Below are 18,789 nucleotides of genomic sequence, written 5' to 3' on the forward strand. Positions count from 1 at the left end.
GCACCCGGTACGAGATCGCGGGCACGGGCACCCTGGTACGAGGTCGCGGGCACGGTTCCGGGCGTCGCCCTGGTACGACGAAGCCCCGCCGGGATACCCGGCGGGGCTCGGTCGTGCTATCCGGTGCGGCGCAGTCCGGTCAGGACTTGCCGCCGGCCAGCTTCTCCCGCAGTGCGGCCAGCGCCTCGTCGGTCGCCAGCGTGCCGGCCGGCTCCTGACCGCCACCGCTGGTGGCCGGCGCCGACTGGGTCTGCGTGCTGCCGGAACTCACCGGCGCGCCACCCGCCGGTGCCTCGGCGGCCGCGGCCGCCTCCGCCTCGCGCGACTCCGTGATCTGCTTCATGTGCTGCTCGAACCGGGTGTGCGCCTCGGCGTACTCCCGCTCCCAGGCCTCGCGCTGGCTGTCGTAGCCCTCCAGCCACTCGCCGGTCTCCGGGTCGAAGCCCTCGGGGTACTTGTAGTTGCCCTCGGCGTCGTACTCGGCGGCCATGCCGTACAGCGTGGGGTCGAAGTGCTCCTCGCCGGTGTCGGCGAAGCCCTCGTTGGCCTGCTTGAGCGACAGCGAGATCCGGCGGCGCTCCAGGTCGATGTCGATGACCTTGACCATGACCTCCTTGCTCACGGTCACGACCTGCTCGGGCACCTCGACGTGCCGCTCGGCCAGCTCGGAGATGTGCACCAGGCCCTCGATGCCGTCGTCGACGCGCACGAACGCACCGAACGGAACCAGCTTGGTGACCTTGCCCGGCACGATCTGGCCGATCTGGTGGGTCCGGGCGAACTGGCGCCACGGGTCCTCCTGGGTCGCCTTGAGCGACAGCGACACGCGCTCGCGCTCCAGGTCGACGTCCAGCACCTCGACCTCGACCTCCTGGCCGACCTCGACGACCTCGGACGGGTGGTCGATGTGCTTCCAGGACAGCTCCGAGACGTGCACCAGGCCGTCCACGCCACCCAGGTCCACGAACGCACCGAAGTTGACGATCGAGGACACGACGCCCTTGCGGACCTGCCCCTTCGCCAGCTTGTTGAGGAACTCGGTGCGCACCTCGGACTGGGTCTGCTCCAGCCAGGCGCGGCGGGACAGGACCACGTTGTTGCGGTTCTTGTCCAGCTCGATGATCTTCGCCTCGAGCTCGCGCCCCACGTACGGCTGGAGGTCGCGCACCCGGCGCATCTCCACCAGCGAGGCGGGCAGGAAGCCACGCAGCCCGATGTCGAGGATCAGGCCACCCTTGACCACCTCGATGACGGTGCCGCGCACGACGCCGTCCTCGTCCTTGATCTTCTCGATCGTGCCCCAGGCCCGCTCGTACTGAGCGCGCTTCTTGGACAGGATCAGGCGGCCTTCCTTGTCCTCCTTCTGGAGGACGAGGGCCTCGATGTGGTCACCGACGGACACGACCTCGTGTGGATCGACGTCGTGCTTGATCGACAGCTCGCGCGAGGGGATGACGCCCTCGGTCTTGTAGCCGATGTCGAGCAGGACCTCGTCCCGGTCGACCTTGACGACGGTACCTTCGACGATGTCGCCGTCATTGAAATACTTGATCGTCTCGTCGATGGCCGCGAGGAATGCTTCCTCGGAGCCGAGGTCGTCAACGGCGATCTGGTTGCCGGCGGCCTTGCTGGCCGCGGCGATGTTCGAGGTGGCCTCGACACTGCTCGTCATGTGGGAGAGTGCTCCGTCGGTGGATGATCTTCTCGGTCTGCACGCGGCGGGATCAGCTCACCCGAGCGGAGGCAGCAGCCGTGAAGAAGATCAAGATGACGAGGATCCCCTGTTGTGACCACCGGACCGGCTCCGGATGATGGCGGGCCTGCTCCCTGCTGAGACACGCAGACCCCGAGCGCACCGGCAAGCCTACCGTGCGCCATACCATAAGGTCCAACCCTCCCCCAAACCATGGCGGTACGCCGCGAGCCGCGCCCGGAATCATCCGGTTCGTACCAACGGTGGCCGATCGTGCCCGGACCGCTACAGCACGGTGAGGTCGACGGTCGCGGCGAGGGCGGCGTAACCGGCGTCGCTGGGATGCAGGTGGTCACCGCAGTCGTAGTCGGTGGCCAGCCGGCTCGGGTCGGTCGGATCCCGCAGCGCCGCGTCGGCGTCGAGCACCGCGTCGAACACGCCGCTGGTGCGGATCCACGAGTTGACCCGCACCCGCACCGCGTCGCCGGCGGGCGACCAGGCGCGGGCGCCGGCGTACGGCAGCAGGGTCGTGCCGACCACCCGCAGGCCGCGGGCGTGCAGCGTGGCGACCATCGTGCGGTAGCCGGCGATCAGCGTGGCCGCCCGCACGCCGCGGTCGAACTGGATGTCGTTGATGCCCTCCAGCACGACCACCGTGCGCACCCCGAGCCCGGCCGGCACGTCGGTGCCCAGCCGGGTCAGCGCCGCCACCCCGGAGGTCGGCGGGCCGTCACGCAGCAGCCGGTTGCCGGCGATGCCGGCATCGAGCACCGCGTGCCGCTTCCCCGGCGGTCGCCCGGCCAGCCGGTCGGCGAGCAGATCCGGCCAGCGCCGGTTGGTGTCGCTGCTGGAACCGGTGCCGTCGGTGATCGAGTCGCCCAACGCGACCACCGTGCCCACCGCATCGGCGGTGCGCACGTCGACCCCGGCCAGCAGGTACCAGTGGCTGGTGGTGTGGCGGAACGCGGTGGCACCGGCGGTGGTCGCATCGCCGCCGGCGAGGTAGTTCGTCTGGTGCGCGGAAGGGTGGTAGCTGACCGCCAGCCGTGTGTGCCGGGGCAGGTACAGGCTGACCAGCAGGTCCCGCCCGCCGGTCACGGTCAGCGGCACCGGGTCCGAGGCGACCGACGTACCGGCCGGCACCCGTACCGAGCGGGCGCCGGCGAAGGTGACCTCGCGCAGCAGCGCCGGCGCGGCCGTCGCGCCCGGCTGGGCCGGCAGCGCCACGGTGGTGTGCCCGACCGTCACGGACCTCGTCCCGTACGTGTTGGCCAGCCGGATGCGCACCGCGGTGCCGCCGACGCTCAGGTGCACCACGTTGCGCACGGTGCAGGAGCCGCACGGCAGCCGGCCGGCGGTCGCCTGCGCGGCACCCCATCCGCCCAGCCAGTGCCCGGCCCGGGCCGGCGTGGACGGCAGGTGTTCCAGCCCGGCCCGCCGGACCAGCACCGCCGGGGTCACCACCAACGCCGTCAACACGACGGCGAGCAGGGCGGCAGGCAGCAGCCGACGCGAACCCATCCGGGTCCTCCAGCGTGACGAGGGGTGTGGCATCCAGGCTAAGGCGGGTCCGCACGGGTTCCGGCACGCTGTGGCTCTACCGTGATGTGATGTCGAATGACCGGGTCGCCCGCCGCCCGCTGGACAGCGACGCCACCCGCCGGGCCGCGCGCCGCTGGTGGGACTCCGATGCCGAGGACTACCAGCGCGAGCACGGCGCGTTCCTCGGCGACGCGGACTTCGTCTGGTGCCCGGAGGGGCTGCGCGAGTCCGACGCCCGGCTGCTCGGCGACGTGGCCGGCCGGCGCATCCTCGAAGTGGGCTGCGGGGCGGCGTCCTGTTCGCGCTGGCTGGCCCGGCAGGGCGCGCGACCGGTCGCGTTCGACCTGTCCGCCCGGATGCTCGGCCAGGCCCGCGCCGGCGCCCGCCGCTCCGGTACCGACGTGCCGCTGGTGCAGGCCGATGCGCTGGCGCTGCCGTTCGCCGACGGCGCGTTCGAGCTCGCGGTGACCGCGTTCGGGGCGATCCCGTTCGTGGCCGACTCGGCCCGGCTGATGCGCGAGGTCCATCGGGTGCTCGCGCCGGGCGGCCGGTTCGTCTTCGCGGTGACCCATCCGATGCGGTGGATCTTCCTGGACGACCCGGGCGAGCGCGGCCTGGTCGCGGTGCACTCGTACTTCGACCGCACCCCGTACGTGGAGTACGACGAGCGGGGCGTCCCCAGCTATGCCGAGCAGCACCGCACCCTCGGCGACCGGATCCGGGAGCTGGTCGGCGCCGGGTTCGTGCTGGACGACCTGATCGAGCCGGAGTGGCCGGCGGGCCACGAGCAACTGTGGGGCAGTGGAGCCCGCTGCGCGGCCGGCTGTTTCCCGGCACCGCCATCTACGTCGCGCACCGCTGAGCCCGTCCCGGCCGCCGGGCCGGCGTAGGTTCGGCCGATTACGCCCGGTACGGGCATCGCCGTCGTTACCGTGAGCGCGTGACTGCCGACAGCGCGACAGCGGCCGACGCCGGACCGGTCGAGGTGACCGGCAGCCGCCGTTGGCTGATCATCAGCGGCCTGCTCGCCTGCATGCTGCTCGCCGCGCTGGACCAGACCATCGTGGCCACCGCGCTGCCCACGATCGTCTCCGACCTCGGCGGCGTGGCGCACCTGTCCTGGGTGGTCACCGCGTACCTGCTGGCGGTCACCGCGACCACGCCGTTGTGGGGCAAGCTCGGCGACCTGTTCGGCCGCAAGCGGCTGCTGCAGATCGCCGTCGCCGTCTTCCTCGTCGGCTCCGCGCTCGCCGGTACCAGCCAGAACATGCTGATGCTGATCGCGTTCCGGGCGATCCAGGGGCTCGGCGGTGGCGGGCTGCTGGTGCTGTCCCAGGCCACCGTCGCCGACGTGGTACCGCCGCGCGAGCGGGGCCGGTACCAGGGCGTGTTCGGGGCGGTGTTCGGCGCCTCCAGCGTGATCGGGCCGCTGTTGGGCGGCTTCTTCGTCGACAACCTGTCCTGGCGCTGGGTGTTCTACGTCAACCTGCCGATCGGCGCGGCGGCGCTGGTGATCACCGCACTGGTGCTGCCGGCCGCGCTGCCGCGGGCGAGGCCGTCCATCGACTACCTGGGCATCGTGCTGGTCGCCGCCGCGTCGGTGGCGCTGGTGCTGTTCACCAGCTGGGGCGGCACCGTCTACCCGTGGCTGTCCTGGCAGGTGATCGGCCTCGCGGTGCTCGGGGCGGCCCTGATCGCCGCGTTCGTCGCCGCCGAACGCCGCGCCGCCGAGCCGGTGATGCCGCTGCGGCTGTTCTCCACCAGAGTCTTCTCGGTCGCCTCGGTGGTCGGGTTCGTGGTCGGCTTCGGCATGTTCGGCGCCATCACGTACCTGCCGATCTACCTGCAGGTGGTGACCGGCGTCGGGCCGACCGAGTCGGGCCTGCGGATGCTGCCGATGATGCTCGGGGTGCTCGTCACCTCGATCGGCAGCGGCCAGCTGATCACCCGCACCGGCCGGTACAAGATTTTTCCGGTGCTGGGTACCGCGGTGATGACGATCGGGCTGTACCTGCTGTCCCGGATGGACCAGCACACCGGGTTCTGGGCGGCGTCGGGCGCGATGCTGGTGCTCGGCGCCGGGCTGGGCATGGTGATGCAGGTGCTGGTGCTCGCGGTGCAGAACGGCGCCGAGTACCGCGACCTGGGCGCGGCGACCTCGGGAGCGACGTTCTTCCGCTCCATCGGCGGGTCGTTCGGGGTGGCGGTGTTCGGCGCCATCTTCGCCAGCCAGCTGACCTCCAACCTGGCCCGCTACCTGCCGCCGGGCGCGCTGCCCGGCGACGCCACGGTCGCCGCCGGCCCGTCGCGCGAGTCGCTTCGCCGGCTGCCGCCGGCCATCCTCGACGACGTGGTGCACGCGTACGCGCGCAGCATCCACACCGTGTTCCTGTGGGCGGTGCCGGTCGCGGCGCTGGCCTTCCTGCTCACGTTCCTGCTGCCGGCGGTGCCGCTGCGCAGCACCAGCCGGGCCACCGATCCGGGTACCCCGCCGAGCGGCCGCGACTCGTGGGCGGAACTGGAACGCGCGCTGACCCTGCTGGTACACCGGCAGGACGCGGTCAAGGTGTACGGCTGGTTGGCCGAGCGGGCCGGCGTACCGGTCGGCGCCGGCCCCTGCTGGCTGCTGTGCTGGCTGGGCCGCAACCCGGCACCGGCGCCGGCCGACCTGCCGCGCCGGGAGGGCATCGGGGCCGGCCGCCTCACCCAGTGGCTCGGCGAGCTGCGCGACGCCGGGCTGGCCCGTATCGGCACCACCGTGACGCTGACTCCGGACGGCCGCGACGCGCTCGATCGGCTCGCCCAGGCCCGCTGTGCGGGGTTGGAGCGGCTGCTCGACGGCTGGGAGCCGGATTTGCATCCGGACCTGCACGAACGGCTGGTCAAGCTGGCCCACGAGCTGCTGGGCACCGAACCCGGCCGCGAGGTCCGGGCCGGCTGACCCGCCCGGCCGATCGCGCGTCCCGCCCGGTTCGCCGCCGCCCGGACGGGGCCGGCAGACTGGCTGCTCGGAGGTGGTCATGAAGGTATACGTGTCGGTGGACCTGGAGGGCGTGGCGGGCATCGTCGACTGGGCCCAGTGCACCCGCGGCGGGGAGGACTACGAGCTCGGCCGGCAGCTCGCGCTGGCCGAGGTGAACGCCGCGATCGAGGGGGCGCAGGCCGCCGGCGCCACCGAGATCCTCGTCAACGACGCGCATTCGGTGATGCGCAACCTCGCCCCGGACCGGCTCGCCGGGCACGCGAACTACCTGTCCGGCCGGTTCAAGCCGGACTACATGATGCAGGGGCTCGACGACGGCTTCGACGCGGTGCTCTACCTCGGGTACCACGCCGCGATGCCGACGGCGGGCATCCTGTCCCACACGTACAACCCGGGCGCGATACTGGACGTCCGCATCAACGGCACGATGGCCGGCGAGTCCGGCATCAACGCGCTGGTGGCACAGCACCACGGGGTGCCGGTCGCGGTGGTCACCGGCGACCAGTACGTGGGGCCGGAGGCGGCGCCGTTCTGCCCGGGCATCCGCTCCGCGGTGGTGAAGGAGTCGGTGAGCCGGTGGGCGGCGAACAACCTGCACCCGGAGCGGGCCCGGGCGCTGATCGCCGAGCAGGTCACCGCGGCGCTGCGGGAGCTCGGCACGCTGGCCGCGCCGGGGATCGAGCTGCCGGTGACGATCGAGGTGGACCTCGCCACCCCGGACATGGCCGAGCAGGCGTCCTGGATCCGGTCGGTGCGCCGTACCGGCGGGAACACGGTGCGGTTCACCGACGACGATCCGCTGCGCGCGTTCCGGACGTTCATGACCGTGGTGTTCCTGACCCGTTCGCTGGTCGAGTCGCGCTGAACGCCGGCCCGACCGGCGGGACACGAACGGGCCCGGATGCACCGCACCCGGGCCCGTCGTGTGTCGCTGGATGTCAGGCGGTGATGCCCGCCTCCTCGACCGCGACCTCGTCGTGCGGGGTGTGCTCGATCATCTCCTCCATCCGCTGCTTGGACATGCGGGTGGTCCAACCCAGCCAGTAGATGACCGCGGTCAGCACCGCGCAGGCGACGAAGCCCCAGATCAGCCACGAGTCGCCGGCGCCCTTGTTGATCAGGCTGCCGACGTAGCTGACGATGGCCAGCCCGGCCAGCCAGATCACCGTCCAGTAGCCGTGCTTGAAGTCCAGGCCACCGACCGACTTGATCTGCCCGGTCGCCTGGAACACCGCCAGCAGGATCAGGCCGACGATGATCGCGACGAAGAACTTCCAGTTGGTGTCCCAACCGGACCAGAACACGATCAGGTTGGCCGAGTAGAACGCCAGCACCGGGATGATGTGCCCGCCCGGGATCCGGAAGGGCCGCTCCTGGTCCGGCAGTTCCTTGCGCATCGCGGCCCACACCAGCGGCCCGGAGCCGAACGAGAGCACCGTGGCCGAGGTGACCAGGCCGACCAGCTGCTGCCAGCTCGGGAACGGCAGCAGGAAGATCACGCCCAGGATGAACGTGATGATCGTCGACACCCACGGCACGCCGGTCTTGGTCAGCTTGCCGACGCCCGCCGGCGCGTTGCCGTTGCGGGCGGTCACGTAACCCAGCCGCGAGGTGACCGCGGTGTAGATCAGGCCGGTGTCACCGGGCGAGACGATCGCGTCGATGTAGAGCACGACCGCGAGCCAGGCCAGCCCGATCGCGGACGCGATCGCGGCGAGCGGACCGAAGTCGTTCTTGAACGCCAGGTCCGTCCACCCGTGCGAGGTGACCAGGTCGTGCGGGTTGACCGCGGCGATGAACGCGATCTGCAGCAGGATGTAGATCACCATGGTCAGCACGACCGACCCGATGACCGCGAACGGCACGTTGCGCTTCGGGTTGCTCGTCTCACCGGCCAGCTCGATGCCCTGCCGGAAGCCGAGGAACGAGAAGACGACGCCGGCGGTCGCGATCGCGGTGAAGATGCCGGAGGGCCCCTTCGGGGCGAAGCCGTGGCTGGTGAAGTTGGCGCCATGGAACGCGGTGATCAGGAACATGACGATCACCAGGACGATCACGATCAGCTTCCACCACACCAGCACGTTGTTGATCTGCGCGAAGTAGCGCACGCCCAGCACGTTGATGATGCAGAAGACCGCCAGCAGGGCGATCGCCACCACGATGCCGACCGGCCGGAGGGTGAACACGCCGCCGGCGTGCGCCTCGGTGAAGCCGGAGTAGTACTTCGTCGCGTACTGCAGGACGCCGGTGACCTCGATCGGCGCGACCACCGCCGCGGCGAGCCAGGTGATCCAGCCCAGCGTGTAGCTGGCGAACGTGCCGAACGCGTACTGCGGGAACCGGATCACGCCGCCGGTGACCGGGAACATGGTGCCGAGCTCGGCGAACGTCAGTCCGATCAGGATGATCATGACGCCGCCGATCAGCCACGAGAAGATCGCGGCCGGGCCGGCCTGCTGGGAGGCGCGCAACGCGCCGAACAGCCAGCCGGAGCCGATGATCGAACCCACGCCGGTGAACAGCAGTCCGATCATCCCGATGTCGCGCCTCAGATGGCGCTTGTCTGCCGGGCCGGAGCCCGGGGTCTCTCCTGTCGCGGCGCTCAATCCACGACCTCCTTGTCCGTCACCGACCGGGGCGCGAGGACGGCCACCGATCCGTACCTGCCGCAGTCGGGACCGATGTCCCAGGCCGCTTGAATGCTCGATACCCGAGAAGGCGGGCGGATGATCAACAGGCACATTACTTCTACTTAAGACAACTGAGAGTTATACGACTGCGCGTGTTCCCACGCGACCACGGATCATGCCCCTGTCAACACCCCTACCTGTACGCTCCGGAGTCAAATTACGATGTTTATGGGAGTCTGATCGTACATTTCGGGCGCAGAAGGCACGCGGGGTGATCACATGTACGATCTACAACGAGTGGGTAACGCGGCCGTTATCCGCCCGACAACGAAGGACAGAAGTGCACGCCACGACACCGACAGTGTCGGTTGACGCGGTGGGCGCGAGCACGCGCCGGGATCCGAGCGGCCGGGCGCGCCCCGCCGGAAACCCCCGCGGTCAGTGACCGGCGGTCGACCAGTCCGGCCCGACCCCGACCGAGACCGACAGCGGCACCGACAGCGCCTGCGCCTGCCCCATCTCGGTGCGCACCAGCTCCTCGACCGCGGCCCGCTCCCCCGGCGCCACCTCGAACACCAGCTCGTCGTGCACCTGCAGCAGCATGCGCGAGGCCAGCCCCTGCGCCCGCAACGCGGCGTCGACGCGCAGCATCGCCAGCTTGATGATGTCGGCGGCCGACCCCTGGATCGGCGCGTTCAGCGCCATCCGCTCGGCCATCTCGCGCCGCTGCCGGTTGTCGCTGGTCAGGTCGGGCAGGTAGCGACGGCGACCGAGCATCGTCTCGGTGTACCCGTCCCGGCGGGCCGCATCGACCAGGCCGCGCAGGTAGTCGCGCACCCCGCCGAACCGCTGGAAGTACTCGTCCATCAGGCCGCGGGCCTCCTCGGCGGTGATGCCGAGCTGGCTGGACAGCCCGTACGCCGAGAGGCCATAGGCGAGGCCGTAGTTCATCGCCTTGATCCGGCTGCGCTGCTCGCCGTCGACCGCCTCGGCAGCCACCCCGAACACCCGGGCCGCGGTCGCCGCGTGGAAGTCGGCACCGGACACGAACGCCTCGATCAGCGCCTCGTCGCTGGACAGGTGCGCCATGATGCGCATCTCGATCTGGCTGTAGTCGGCCGTCAACAGCTGCTCGAACCCGTCGCCGACGACGAACGCCCGGCGCAGCCGGCGGCCCTCCTCACTGCGGATCGGGATGTTCTGCAGGTTGGGGTCGGTGGACGACAGGCGCCCGGTGGCCGCCACCGTCTGCTTGAACGTGGTGTGGATGCGGCCATCGGCGCTGACCGACTTGAGCAGCCCCTCCACCATCGACCGCAGCTTGGACACATCGGCGTAGCGCAACAGGTGGGGCAGCACCGGGTGCTCGCTCTGCGCGTACAGCGACTGCAGGGCGTCGGCGTCGGTGGTGTAACCGGTCTTGGTGCGCTTGGTCTTCGGCAGCCCCAACTCCTCGAACAGCAGCTGCTGCCGCTGCTTGGGTGAGCCGAGGTTGAACTCGCGCCCGACCACGTCGTACGCCGCCTGCGCGGTCGACTTCACCTCGCCGGCGAAGTGCGCCTCCAGCTCCGACAGGTAGTCGGTGTCGGCTCCGATGCCGGTGCGCTCCATGCCGGCGAGCACCCGGCACAGCGGCTGTTCCAGCCCCACCAGCAGCTGCACGCTGCGGCCCTCGGCGGTGTCGCCGCCCCCGGCCGCCGCCGCGACCGGGTCCGGCCCGCCCGGTTCGGCCGCGGCGTCGCCGCGCGCGGCAAGCTCGGCCAGCAGCGCCGGCGCCAGGTCCAGCGTCGCCCGGGCCCGCAGCATCAGCTGCTGCTCCGCCGCCCGCTCCCCCAGCGCGTCGGCCAGCCCGTCGAGGGTGAGCTGCCCGTTGTCCGGCTCGTCCGCCCGCAACTCGCGGTGCAGGTAGCGCACCGCGAGGTCTTCCAGGTCGTAGCTGCGCTGATCCGGCCGGGCCAGGTAGGCGGCGAGCGCGGTGTCGGTGGCCAGCCCGGCCAGCTCCCAGCCATGCGCCTGCAACGCCAGCAGCACCGGCTTCGCGTCGTGCACGATCTTCGGCCGGTCGGGGTCGGCCAGGAACGCCGCGAGCGCCGCGTCGTCGGCCGCGTCCAGCTTCGTCGGATCGAGATGGCAGGCCGCGGCACCCTCGTCGACGGCCAGCGACAGCGCGGTCAGGCTGCCCGTCCCCCGGCCGAACGAACCGGACACCGCCAGCCCGACCGGCACCCCGGGCCTGGTGTGCGCGGCGAGCCAGTCGCTCAGCCCGCCGGTCGACAGCACCGAGCCGGCGACGTCGAAGCCCTCCTCGGCCTCCGGCTCGGGCGCGGCCAGGTAGCTGTAGAGCCGGTCGCGCAGTACCCGGAACTGCAACGTGTCGAACACCTGCGCGACCTGCTCGCGGTCCCAGCCGTGCCAGGCGAGGTCGTCCGGCTGCACCGGCAGCGGCAGATCGGAGATCAGCTCGTTCAGCTCGTGGTTGCGGATCACGTCGGCCAGGTGCGCCCGCAGCGACTCGCCCGCCTTGCCCTTGAGCTGGTCGGCGGCGGCCACGATGCCCTCGACCGACGAGTACTGCCCGATCCACTTCGCGGCGGTCTTCGGGCCCACGCCCGGCACCCCGGGCAGGTTGTCGGAGGTCTCGCCGACCAGCGCGGCGAGATCGCGGTACCGCTCGGGCAGCACGCCGTACTTGTCCTCGACCGCGGCCGGGGTCATCCGGGCCAGCTCGGAGACGCCCTTCTTCGGGTACAGCACGGTGACGCTGTCGTCGATCAGCTGGAACGAGTCGCGGTCGCCGGAGCAGATCAGCACCTCGAAGCCGGCACCGGCGGCCTCGGTGGCCAGCGTCGCGATCACGTCGTCGGCCTCGAACCCCTCCTTGCTGACCTGCACGATGCGCAGCGCCGCAAGGACCTCGCCGATCAGGCTGACCTGGCCGTGGAAGTCGGCCGGCGTCTCGGCCCGCCCCGCCTTGTACTCCGCGTAGCGCTCGGTGCGAAACGAACGCCGGGACACGTCGAACGCCACCGCGATGTGTGTCGGCTGCTCGTCGCGCAGCACGTTGATCAGCATCGAGGTGAACCCGTACACCGCGTTGGTGGGTTGGCCGGTGCTGGTGGAGAAGTTCTCCACCGGCAGCGCGAAGAACGCCCGGTATGCGACCGAATGGCCGTCGATCAACAGCAGGCGGGGCCGCCCCGACCCGGCCGAACCGGTCGCAGGTGCAGGGCTCGGCGCGGAACTCTTCGTGCTCGCAGTCACCTGAGTGACTGTAGCGGCGGGCACCGACAAAACCGACGGCGCCCGCCGCCGCTCAGCGGTCCCGACCGGCCGGCGCCGGACCGGCGCCGACCGCCTTCCGGTCGGGACCGCTCACAGCACCTTCGACAGGAACAGCTTCGTCCGCTCCTGCTGCGGGTTCTCCAACACCTGCGAGGGCGGCCCGGACTCGACCACGACCCCGCCGTCCAGGAAGACCACCGTGTCGGCGACCTCGCGGGCGAACCCGATCTCGTGGGTGACCACCACCATCGTCATGCCGGAGGCGGCCAGGTCGCGCATCACCTGCAGGACCTCGCCGACCAGCTCCGGATCCAGCGCGCTCGTCGGCTCGTCGAACAGCATCAGCTCGGGATCCATCGCCAGCGCCCGGGCGATCGCCACCCGCTGCTGCTGCCCGCCGGACAGCTCCGCGGGGTACGCGCCGCCGCGGTCACCCAGACCGACCCGGGTCAGCAGCTCCGTCGCCCGCGACCGGGCGTCCGAGCGACGGATCCGGCGCACCCGGCACGGCGCCTCGATCAGGTTCTGCTCCGCGGTCAGGTGCGGGAACAGGTTGAACCGCTGGAACACCATGCCGATCCGGCTGCGCTGGGCGGCGACCTCCTTCTCCCGCATCTCGTGCAACCGGTCGCCGACCTGCCGGTACCCGACGAGCTCGCCACCGACCCAGATGCGCCCGGCGTCGATCTTCTCCAGGTGGTTGATACAGCGCAGAAACGTCGACTTGCCGCCGCCCGAGGGACCCAGTACGCAGGTCACCTCGCCCGGCGCGACCGCCAGGTCGATGCCGCGCAGCACCTGGCTGCGGCCGTACGACTTGTGCACGTTGTCGGCGACCACCATGTACCGGCCCGGATCGGCGGTCACCTGCGCCTGCACCAGGCCGCCGGCATCCTCGTCGCTCATGAGTCCACCTCCGTACCGACCGCGCCACCGGCGCCGGCGGAGCGCGCGCCCCGCAGCCGGATCGCCCGCGGCCCGTGCCCGCGGGAGAACCGCTTCTCCAGGAAGTGTTGCCCCACCATCAGCACCGAGGTCATCGCCAGGTACCAGATGCAGGCGGCCACCAGCATCGGGAAGATCGCGTAGGTGCGGGCACCGATGTGCTGCAGCTGGAAGAACAGCTCGTTGGTCACCGGCACGTACGCCACCAACGAGGTGTCCTTGAGCATCGCGATCGTTTCGTTGCCGGTCGGCGGCACGATCACCCGCAGCGCCTGCGGCAGCACGATCCGCCGCAGCAGCAGCGGCCGGCGCATCCCGAGCGCCTGCGCCGCCTCGGCCTGGCCCGGATCCACCGACTGGATGCCACCGCGCACCACCTCGGCCATGTACGCGCCCTCGGACATCGCGAGCGCGAGCAGCCCGGCGACGAACCCGCTCAGCAGCGTCACGGCGTTCACGCCGAACAGCCGCGCGTTCAGGTCGATGCCGAACAGCGCACCGAGCTGATGGTCGAACGGCAGCCCGAACTCCAGCCGGCTGTACAGGATGCCCAGGTTGCCGAACAGCACGCACAGCACCAGCCGCGGCACGCCGCGGAAGAACCAGACGTACACCCAGGCCGCGCCGGCGAGGATCGGGTTGGGCGACAACCGCATCACCGCGAGCACCACGCCGAGCGCGATCCCGATGATCATCGCCAGGACGGTCAGTTCGATCGAGGTCACCGCGCCGCGCACCACCGGCGCCGACAGGATGTTGTCGAACAGGAACGTCCACTGGAACGCCTTGTTCGTCACCAGCATGTGCGCGAACATCAGCGCGAGCACGACGAGTACCGCGACCGCCACCCAGCGGCCGGGGTGGCGCACCGGCACCGCTCGGATCGGCTCCGGCCGTCCCCGGCCGGAGCCCGTCACACCGGTCGACATCATCGACTACTGCGACACCGACGGGTTCACCGTCGGATTGTCGATCTTGCCGACCTGCACGCCCCAGTTCGTCAGGATCTTCTCGTACGTGCCGTCCGCCATCAGCGCCTTCAGGGCGCCCTGGATGGCCTGCGCGAACGCGAGCTGGTCCTTCTTGATCACGTACCCGTACGGCGCCGCCTCGTAGATCTTGCCCAGCGACTCCAGCTGCCCCTTCGACTGCTTCAACGCGTACGCCACGATCGGCGAGTCGGCCAGCATCGCGTCGTCCTTGCCCGACACGACCGCGGCCGTCGCCTGGTCCTGACCGTCGTACTGGTCGATCTTGATGGCCGGCTTACCCGCCGAGGTGCACTTCTTCGACCGCGCCTGGATGTCGTCGACCTCGATCGTGTCGGTCTGCACCGCCACGGTCTTGCCGCAGGCCGCGTCCGGCGACACGTTCTTCGGGTTGCCCTTCTTGGTCGCCCACCAGACACCGGCCGAGTAGTACGTGACCATGTTGGCCTGCTTCATCCGGTCCGCGTTGACCGTGAACGACGACACGCCCGCGTCGTACTTGCCCGACTCGACGCCGGCGATGATCGTGCCGAACTTCGCCGACTCGTACGTCGCCTTCAGGCCCAGCTTCGCCAGCACCGCGTTGTACAGGTCGACGTCCCAGCCCTCGACGGTCTTACCGTCGGAGGCCAGGAACTCGTTCGGCGCGTACGACGAGTCGGTACCGATCTTGAGCGTGCCCTTGCTCTTGATCGCCGCCGGTACCTTCGCCGCCAGCGCCTTGTCCACCCCCACCTTCGGCGTCGGCGACGGCTTGCCCGTCCCCGACCCGGAGCCGTCGCCGCCGCTGCCACCGCCGCAGGCGGCCAGCGTCACCGCCAGCACGGCCGCGACCGCGCCGGTGCACGCCCACCGGACGCCCGACCTGCCAACCATCCTCATGACAATCCTCCAGATTTGCCGTCCTGGTCCGACCCGGGCCGCTACGCGACGCCCAGGTAGGCCTCCTGGACCGTCGGGTCGGCGAGCAGCTCCGCGCCCGTGCCGGTGCGTACGATACTTCCGGTCTCCAGCACGTATGCACGGTGCGCCAGCGACAGCGCCTGCTGCGCGTTCTGCTCCACCAGCAGGATCGTCGTACCCTGCGTGTTGATCTCCGCGATGATCGCGAAGATCTGCTGGATCAACATCGGCGCCAGCCCCATCGACGGCTCGTCGAGCAACAACACCTTCGGCCGCGCCATCAGCGCCCGGCCGATCGTGAGCATCTGCTGCTCTCCACCAGACATCGTCCCGCCGAGCTGCTTGCGCCGCTCCGCCAACCGCGGAAACAGGTCGAACACCCGATCCCGGTCCTCGGCTATTCCGGCAGTGTCCCTGCGCGTGTAGCAGCCCAGGTCCAGGTTCTCCTCGACCGTCATGCCCGGGAAGATCCCGCGGCCCTCCGGCGCCTGCGAAATACCCGACACCACGCGCTGATCCGCCCGCATCCGGGTGATGTCGCGGCCCTGCAACCGGATGCGGCCCTGCTGAGCCGCGCGCAGCCCGGAGATCGCCCGCATCGTGGTCGTCTTCCCGGCGCCGTTCGCGCCGATCAACGCCACGATCTCGCCCTCCTCGATGCCCAGGCTGATGCCGTGCAGGGCCTCGATCCGACCGTAGGCGACGACCAGGTCTTCCAACTCAAGCAGCATCGTCCGGCACCCCCAGATACGCAGCGACCACCTTCGGATCCGACCGCACCTCCGCCGGCACCGCGTCGGCGATCTTGCGACCGAACTCCAACACCACGATCCGGTCGGTCACCCCCATCACCAGCCGCATGTCGTGCTCGATCAGCAGTACCGTCTGACCCCGGTCCCGGATCCGCCGGATCAGCTCCAGCAGCTCCTCCTTCTCCGCCGGGTTGAACCCGGCGGCCGGCTCGTCCAGGCACAGCAGCGCCGGCTCGGTCGCCAGGGCCCGGGCGATCTCCAGCCGCCGCTGGTCGCCGTACGGCAGGTTGCGGGCCAACTGGTTCGCCGTCGACCCGATGCCCATGAAGTCCAGCAGCTCGTGCGCCTTCGCCCGCCCGGCCCGCTCCTCCTTGCGGTGCCGCGGCAGCCGCAGCAACGCACCGGGCACGCTGGTGCGGTGCCGGGCGTCCGTACCGACCAGCACGTTCTCCAGCGCCGTCATCTCCGGAAACAGCCGGATGTTCTGGAACGTACGGGCGATGCCCAGCCGGGTGATCTGGTGCCGGCTGCGGCTGACCAGCGGCCGGCCGTTGAGCCGCACCTGACCGGTGGTCGGCCGAAACACCCCGGTCATCACGTTGAAGCAGGTCGTCTTGCCGGCGCCGTTCGGCCCGATCAGCCCGAGGATCTCGCCCTCGTTGACCGTGAAGCTGACATGGTCGAGCGCGGTGACCCCGCCGAAGCGCATCACCACGTCGTCGACCTCCAGCAGCGGCCGCGTCTGCCGCGCCGTACCCGCCCCGTCAGCGGCCGGCGCACCGGCCGCGTCCTTCGCCGGCTCACCGGCAGCGCCCATGGCCGGCTCACCGGCGGCACCCTCGGGCGGCCCGCCAGCGGGACCCATGGCCGACTCGCCGGTCGTGTCCACCTCAGACATTCGCGGTCGCCTCCTCCGCAGCCTCGCGTTTGCGGTCGGCCAGCTCCACCGCGCGTCTCCGGCTGGGGATCAACCCCTGCGGCCGGAAGATCATGATCACGATCAGCGCGAGGCCGAACACCAGGAACCGCTTGTCGGCGAACCCCCGGAACCGCTCCGGCAGGTACGAGATGAGCACCGCACCGAGCGTCACCCCGGCCAGGTTGCCCGCCCCGCCCAGCACCACGGCCGCGACGAACAGCATCGAGGTCAACACGTCGAACGAGTTGGAGTTGATGAAGCCCTGCCGGCTGGCGAACAGCGCACCGGACAGGCCACCCAGGCCGGCACCGATCGCGAACGCCCACAGCTTGAACTTGAACGCCGGGACACCCATCAGCTCCGCGGCGTCCTCGTCCTCCCGGATCGCGAGCCAGGACCGGCCCACCCGGCTGGACTCCAGCAGCTTGACGCCGAACATGCAGATCAGCACGACGGTCAGCGCCAGCCAGTAGAACGGCCGGGTGTCGATGATCCCGAAGATCGGATCGCCGTTGCCCCAGTGGCCCGGCGGCGCCGGCACGCTCGGGATACCGATCTGGCCCTTCGTGATCGACCAGTTGACCGCGATCAGCCGGACGATCTCACCGAAGCCCAACGTCACGATCGCCAGGTAGTCGCCGCGCAACCGCAGCGTCGGCCCGCCCAGGATCACCCCGGACACCATCGACAACGCGATCGCGATCGGGATCAGCATCAGCCACGGGTACTTCGTCGCGAGCGGCGACGCGGGCGAACCGAAGATCGCCACCGAGTACGCGCCGACCGCGAAGAACCCGATGTAGCCCAGATCCAGCAGGCCGGCCAGCCCGATCACCACGTTCAGGCCGACCCCGACCAGCACGTACACCGCGACGGTGAACAGCACCGAGGCGAAGTTCGTGTCCGGCGTCGGGATCAACGGAATCGCCAGGTTCGGCAGCAGGTAGAAGAACACCGCCACCGCCACCCCGAACAGGATGCGCACCGGCCGCGGAATCGCCCGCCAGCGCGACCGCATCGCCGACAGGCCGGCCAGCCGCCGGTCGTCGGCCGTTCGCAACGCCGACATGACCGGGTTACCCCGCCGTGCCTTACCCCCACCGGGGCCCGTGCTCGTCATGCGCGCGCCTTTCCGAGCGACTCACCCAACAGGCCGGTCGGCCGGAACATCAGGATGACCACCAGCACCACGAACGCCACCACGTCCCGCCAGGACGTACCGAACAGCGCCGAGCCGTAGTTCTCCACCAGCCCCAACGCGAGACCGCCCAGCAGCGCACCCCGCAGGTTGCCGATCCCGCCCAGTACCGCGGCGGTGAACGCCTTGATACCCAGCAGGAAGCCGATGTCGGCGCGAGTCACGCCGATCTTCAGGTTGTACAGCAGGGCGGCCGCACCGGCCATCACCCCGCCCAGCGCGAACGTCAGCACGATCACGCGGTTCTTGTTGATGCCCATCAGCGCGGCCGTGTCCGGATCCTGCGCCACCGCGCGGATACCCCGGCCCAGCCGGGTCCGGTTGATGAACTGGTCCAGCACCACCATCATCACGATCGCGGCCAGCAGCACGCCGAGATCGACGTTGGTCACGTGCACGTTGCCGATGGTGATCAGGTTCGCGGTCTTGAACAGATCCGGCATGCCGTACTGGTTGCGGCCGGTGATGACACCCACCGCCTCGCTGATCGCCACCGAGGCGCCGATCGCGGTGATCAGGAAGACCAACCGGGGCGCGTTGCGCCGCCGCAGCGGTCGGTACGCCACGAACTCGACGGTCAACGCCGTCACACCCGACCACACCATCGCGCCGACCAGCCCCACCAGCAGGTACACCACCATCATCGGCAGCGACGGGACCGGATCGTTCTCGTGCAGGCCCACCAGGTTCCAGGCGATCAACGCGCCGAAGGTACCCATCATGAACACTTCGGAGTGCGCGAAGTTGATCAGCTTGAGCAGGCCGTACACCAGCGTGTAGCCCAGGGCGATCAACGCGTAGATCGCGCCCTGGGACAGACCGGTGACCGTCAGGTCACCGATGTTCGAGAACAGGAAATGGAAATTCAACGACGCTCCACGGCGACAAGGCGCCCCCGGCCATCCCGTCGCCGGCCGGTGCCGCGAGACACCGGCCGGCGACCCGGAACGGGC

13 protein-coding genes and 1 pseudogene are annotated in these 18,789 nt (G+C 70.4%); 3 read left to right on the forward strand and 11 right to left on the reverse strand.

All coding sequences use genetic code 11. From position 1 onward, the window contains the following. Positions 1 to 139 precede the first annotated feature (139 nt). Together rpsA and Asera_RS24530 are read right to left on the reverse strand one after the other, a co-directional pair. A complete protein-coding gene (rpsA, locus tag Asera_RS24525) occupies positions 140 to 1,672 on the reverse strand; it encodes a 30S ribosomal protein S1 (protein WP_030447570.1) in 1,533 nt (510 codons plus the stop codon). A 306-nt stretch (positions 1,673 to 1,978) separates the two neighbouring features. After that, positions 1,979 to 3,214, reverse strand: coding sequence for an SGNH/GDSL hydrolase family protein (locus tag Asera_RS24530; RefSeq protein WP_030447571.1), 1,236 nt, complete (start codon positions 3,212 to 3,214; stop codon positions 1,979 to 1,981). 89 nt (positions 3,215 to 3,303) lie between these two features. On the opposite strand from Asera_RS24530, the pseudogene Asera_RS24535 reads away from it, so the two are divergent. The 3 genes and pseudogenes from Asera_RS24535 (at position 3,304) to Asera_RS24545 (ending at position 7,083) form a co-directional block, all read left to right on the forward strand. Then, a pseudogene (locus Asera_RS24535) lies at positions 3,304 to 4,097 on the forward strand (class I SAM-dependent methyltransferase). A 78-nt stretch (positions 4,098 to 4,175) separates the two neighbouring features. After that, complete coding sequence (locus Asera_RS24540) at positions 4,176 to 6,176, forward strand: MFS transporter (RefSeq protein ID WP_030447573.1); 2,001 nt, start codon at positions 4,176 to 4,178, stop codon at positions 6,174 to 6,176. A 79-nt stretch (positions 6,177 to 6,255) separates the two neighbouring features. Then, a complete protein-coding gene (locus tag Asera_RS24545) occupies positions 6,256 to 7,083 on the forward strand; it encodes a M55 family metallopeptidase (RefSeq protein WP_030447574.1) in 828 nt (275 codons plus the stop codon). 73 nt (positions 7,084 to 7,156) lie between these two features. Here Asera_RS24545 and Asera_RS24550 read toward each other — a convergent pair whose 3' ends face one another. The 9 genes from Asera_RS24550 to Asera_RS24590 all read right to left on the reverse strand — a co-directional run bounded on the left by Asera_RS24550 (position 7,157) and on the right by Asera_RS24590 (position 18,705). Next, the gene (locus tag Asera_RS24550; RefSeq protein ID WP_051802536.1) at positions 7,157 to 8,824 is read right to left on the reverse strand and encodes an APC family permease; all 1,668 of its coding nucleotides are present in this window, start codon (positions 8,822 to 8,824) and stop codon (positions 7,157 to 7,159) included. A gap of 462 nt (positions 8,825 to 9,286) precedes the next feature. Beyond that, positions 9,287 to 12,034 (reverse strand): DNA polymerase I, encoded by a 2,748-nt coding sequence (gene polA / locus Asera_RS24555; protein WP_030447576.1) that lies wholly within the window; start codon positions 12,032 to 12,034, stop codon positions 9,287 to 9,289. A gap of 186 nt (positions 12,035 to 12,220) precedes the next feature. After that, the gene (locus tag Asera_RS24560) at positions 12,221 to 12,973 is read right to left on the reverse strand and encodes an amino acid ABC transporter ATP-binding protein (RefSeq protein ID WP_211255656.1); all 753 of its coding nucleotides are present in this window, start codon (positions 12,971 to 12,973) and stop codon (positions 12,221 to 12,223) included. A gap of 59 nt (positions 12,974 to 13,032) precedes the next feature. After that, positions 13,033 to 14,004 (reverse strand): amino acid ABC transporter permease, encoded by a 972-nt coding sequence (locus tag Asera_RS24565; protein WP_030447578.1) that lies wholly within the window; start codon positions 14,002 to 14,004, stop codon positions 13,033 to 13,035. 6 nt (positions 14,005 to 14,010) lie between these two features. Then, entirely contained in the window at positions 14,011 to 14,940 is a 930-nt protein-coding gene (locus Asera_RS24570; RefSeq protein WP_051802537.1) for an ABC transporter substrate-binding protein, read from the reverse strand. Between the two features lie 47 nt (positions 14,941 to 14,987). Then, positions 14,988 to 15,698: an ABC transporter ATP-binding protein gene (locus Asera_RS24575; protein WP_030447580.1), complete on the reverse strand. Its 711-nt coding sequence runs from the start codon at positions 15,696 to 15,698 to the stop codon at positions 14,988 to 14,990. Next, positions 15,688 to 16,428 carry an ABC transporter ATP-binding protein gene (locus Asera_RS24580; protein WP_244844221.1) on the reverse strand — a complete coding sequence of 247 codons (741 nt, stop codon included), beginning with the start codon at positions 16,426 to 16,428 and terminating at the stop codon, positions 15,688 to 15,690. Before Asera_RS24580 ends, Asera_RS24575 begins: the two co-directional genes overlap by 11 nt. Before the next feature lie 181 nt (positions 16,429 to 16,609). Continuing rightward, positions 16,610 to 17,656 carry a branched-chain amino acid ABC transporter permease gene (locus tag Asera_RS24585; RefSeq protein WP_030447582.1) on the reverse strand — a complete coding sequence of 349 codons (1,047 nt, stop codon included), beginning with the start codon at positions 17,654 to 17,656 and terminating at the stop codon, positions 16,610 to 16,612. 98 nt (positions 17,657 to 17,754) lie between these two features. Then, complete coding sequence (locus Asera_RS24590; RefSeq protein ID WP_030447583.1) at positions 17,755 to 18,705, reverse strand: branched-chain amino acid ABC transporter permease; 951 nt, start codon at positions 18,703 to 18,705, stop codon at positions 17,755 to 17,757. Between the last annotated feature and the right edge of the window lie 84 nt (positions 18,706 to 18,789).

Origin of the sequence: Actinocatenispora sera (assembly GCF_018324685.1) — a bacterium.
Classification (GTDB): domain Bacteria; phylum Actinomycetota; class Actinomycetes; order Mycobacteriales; family Micromonosporaceae; genus Actinocatenispora; species Actinocatenispora sera.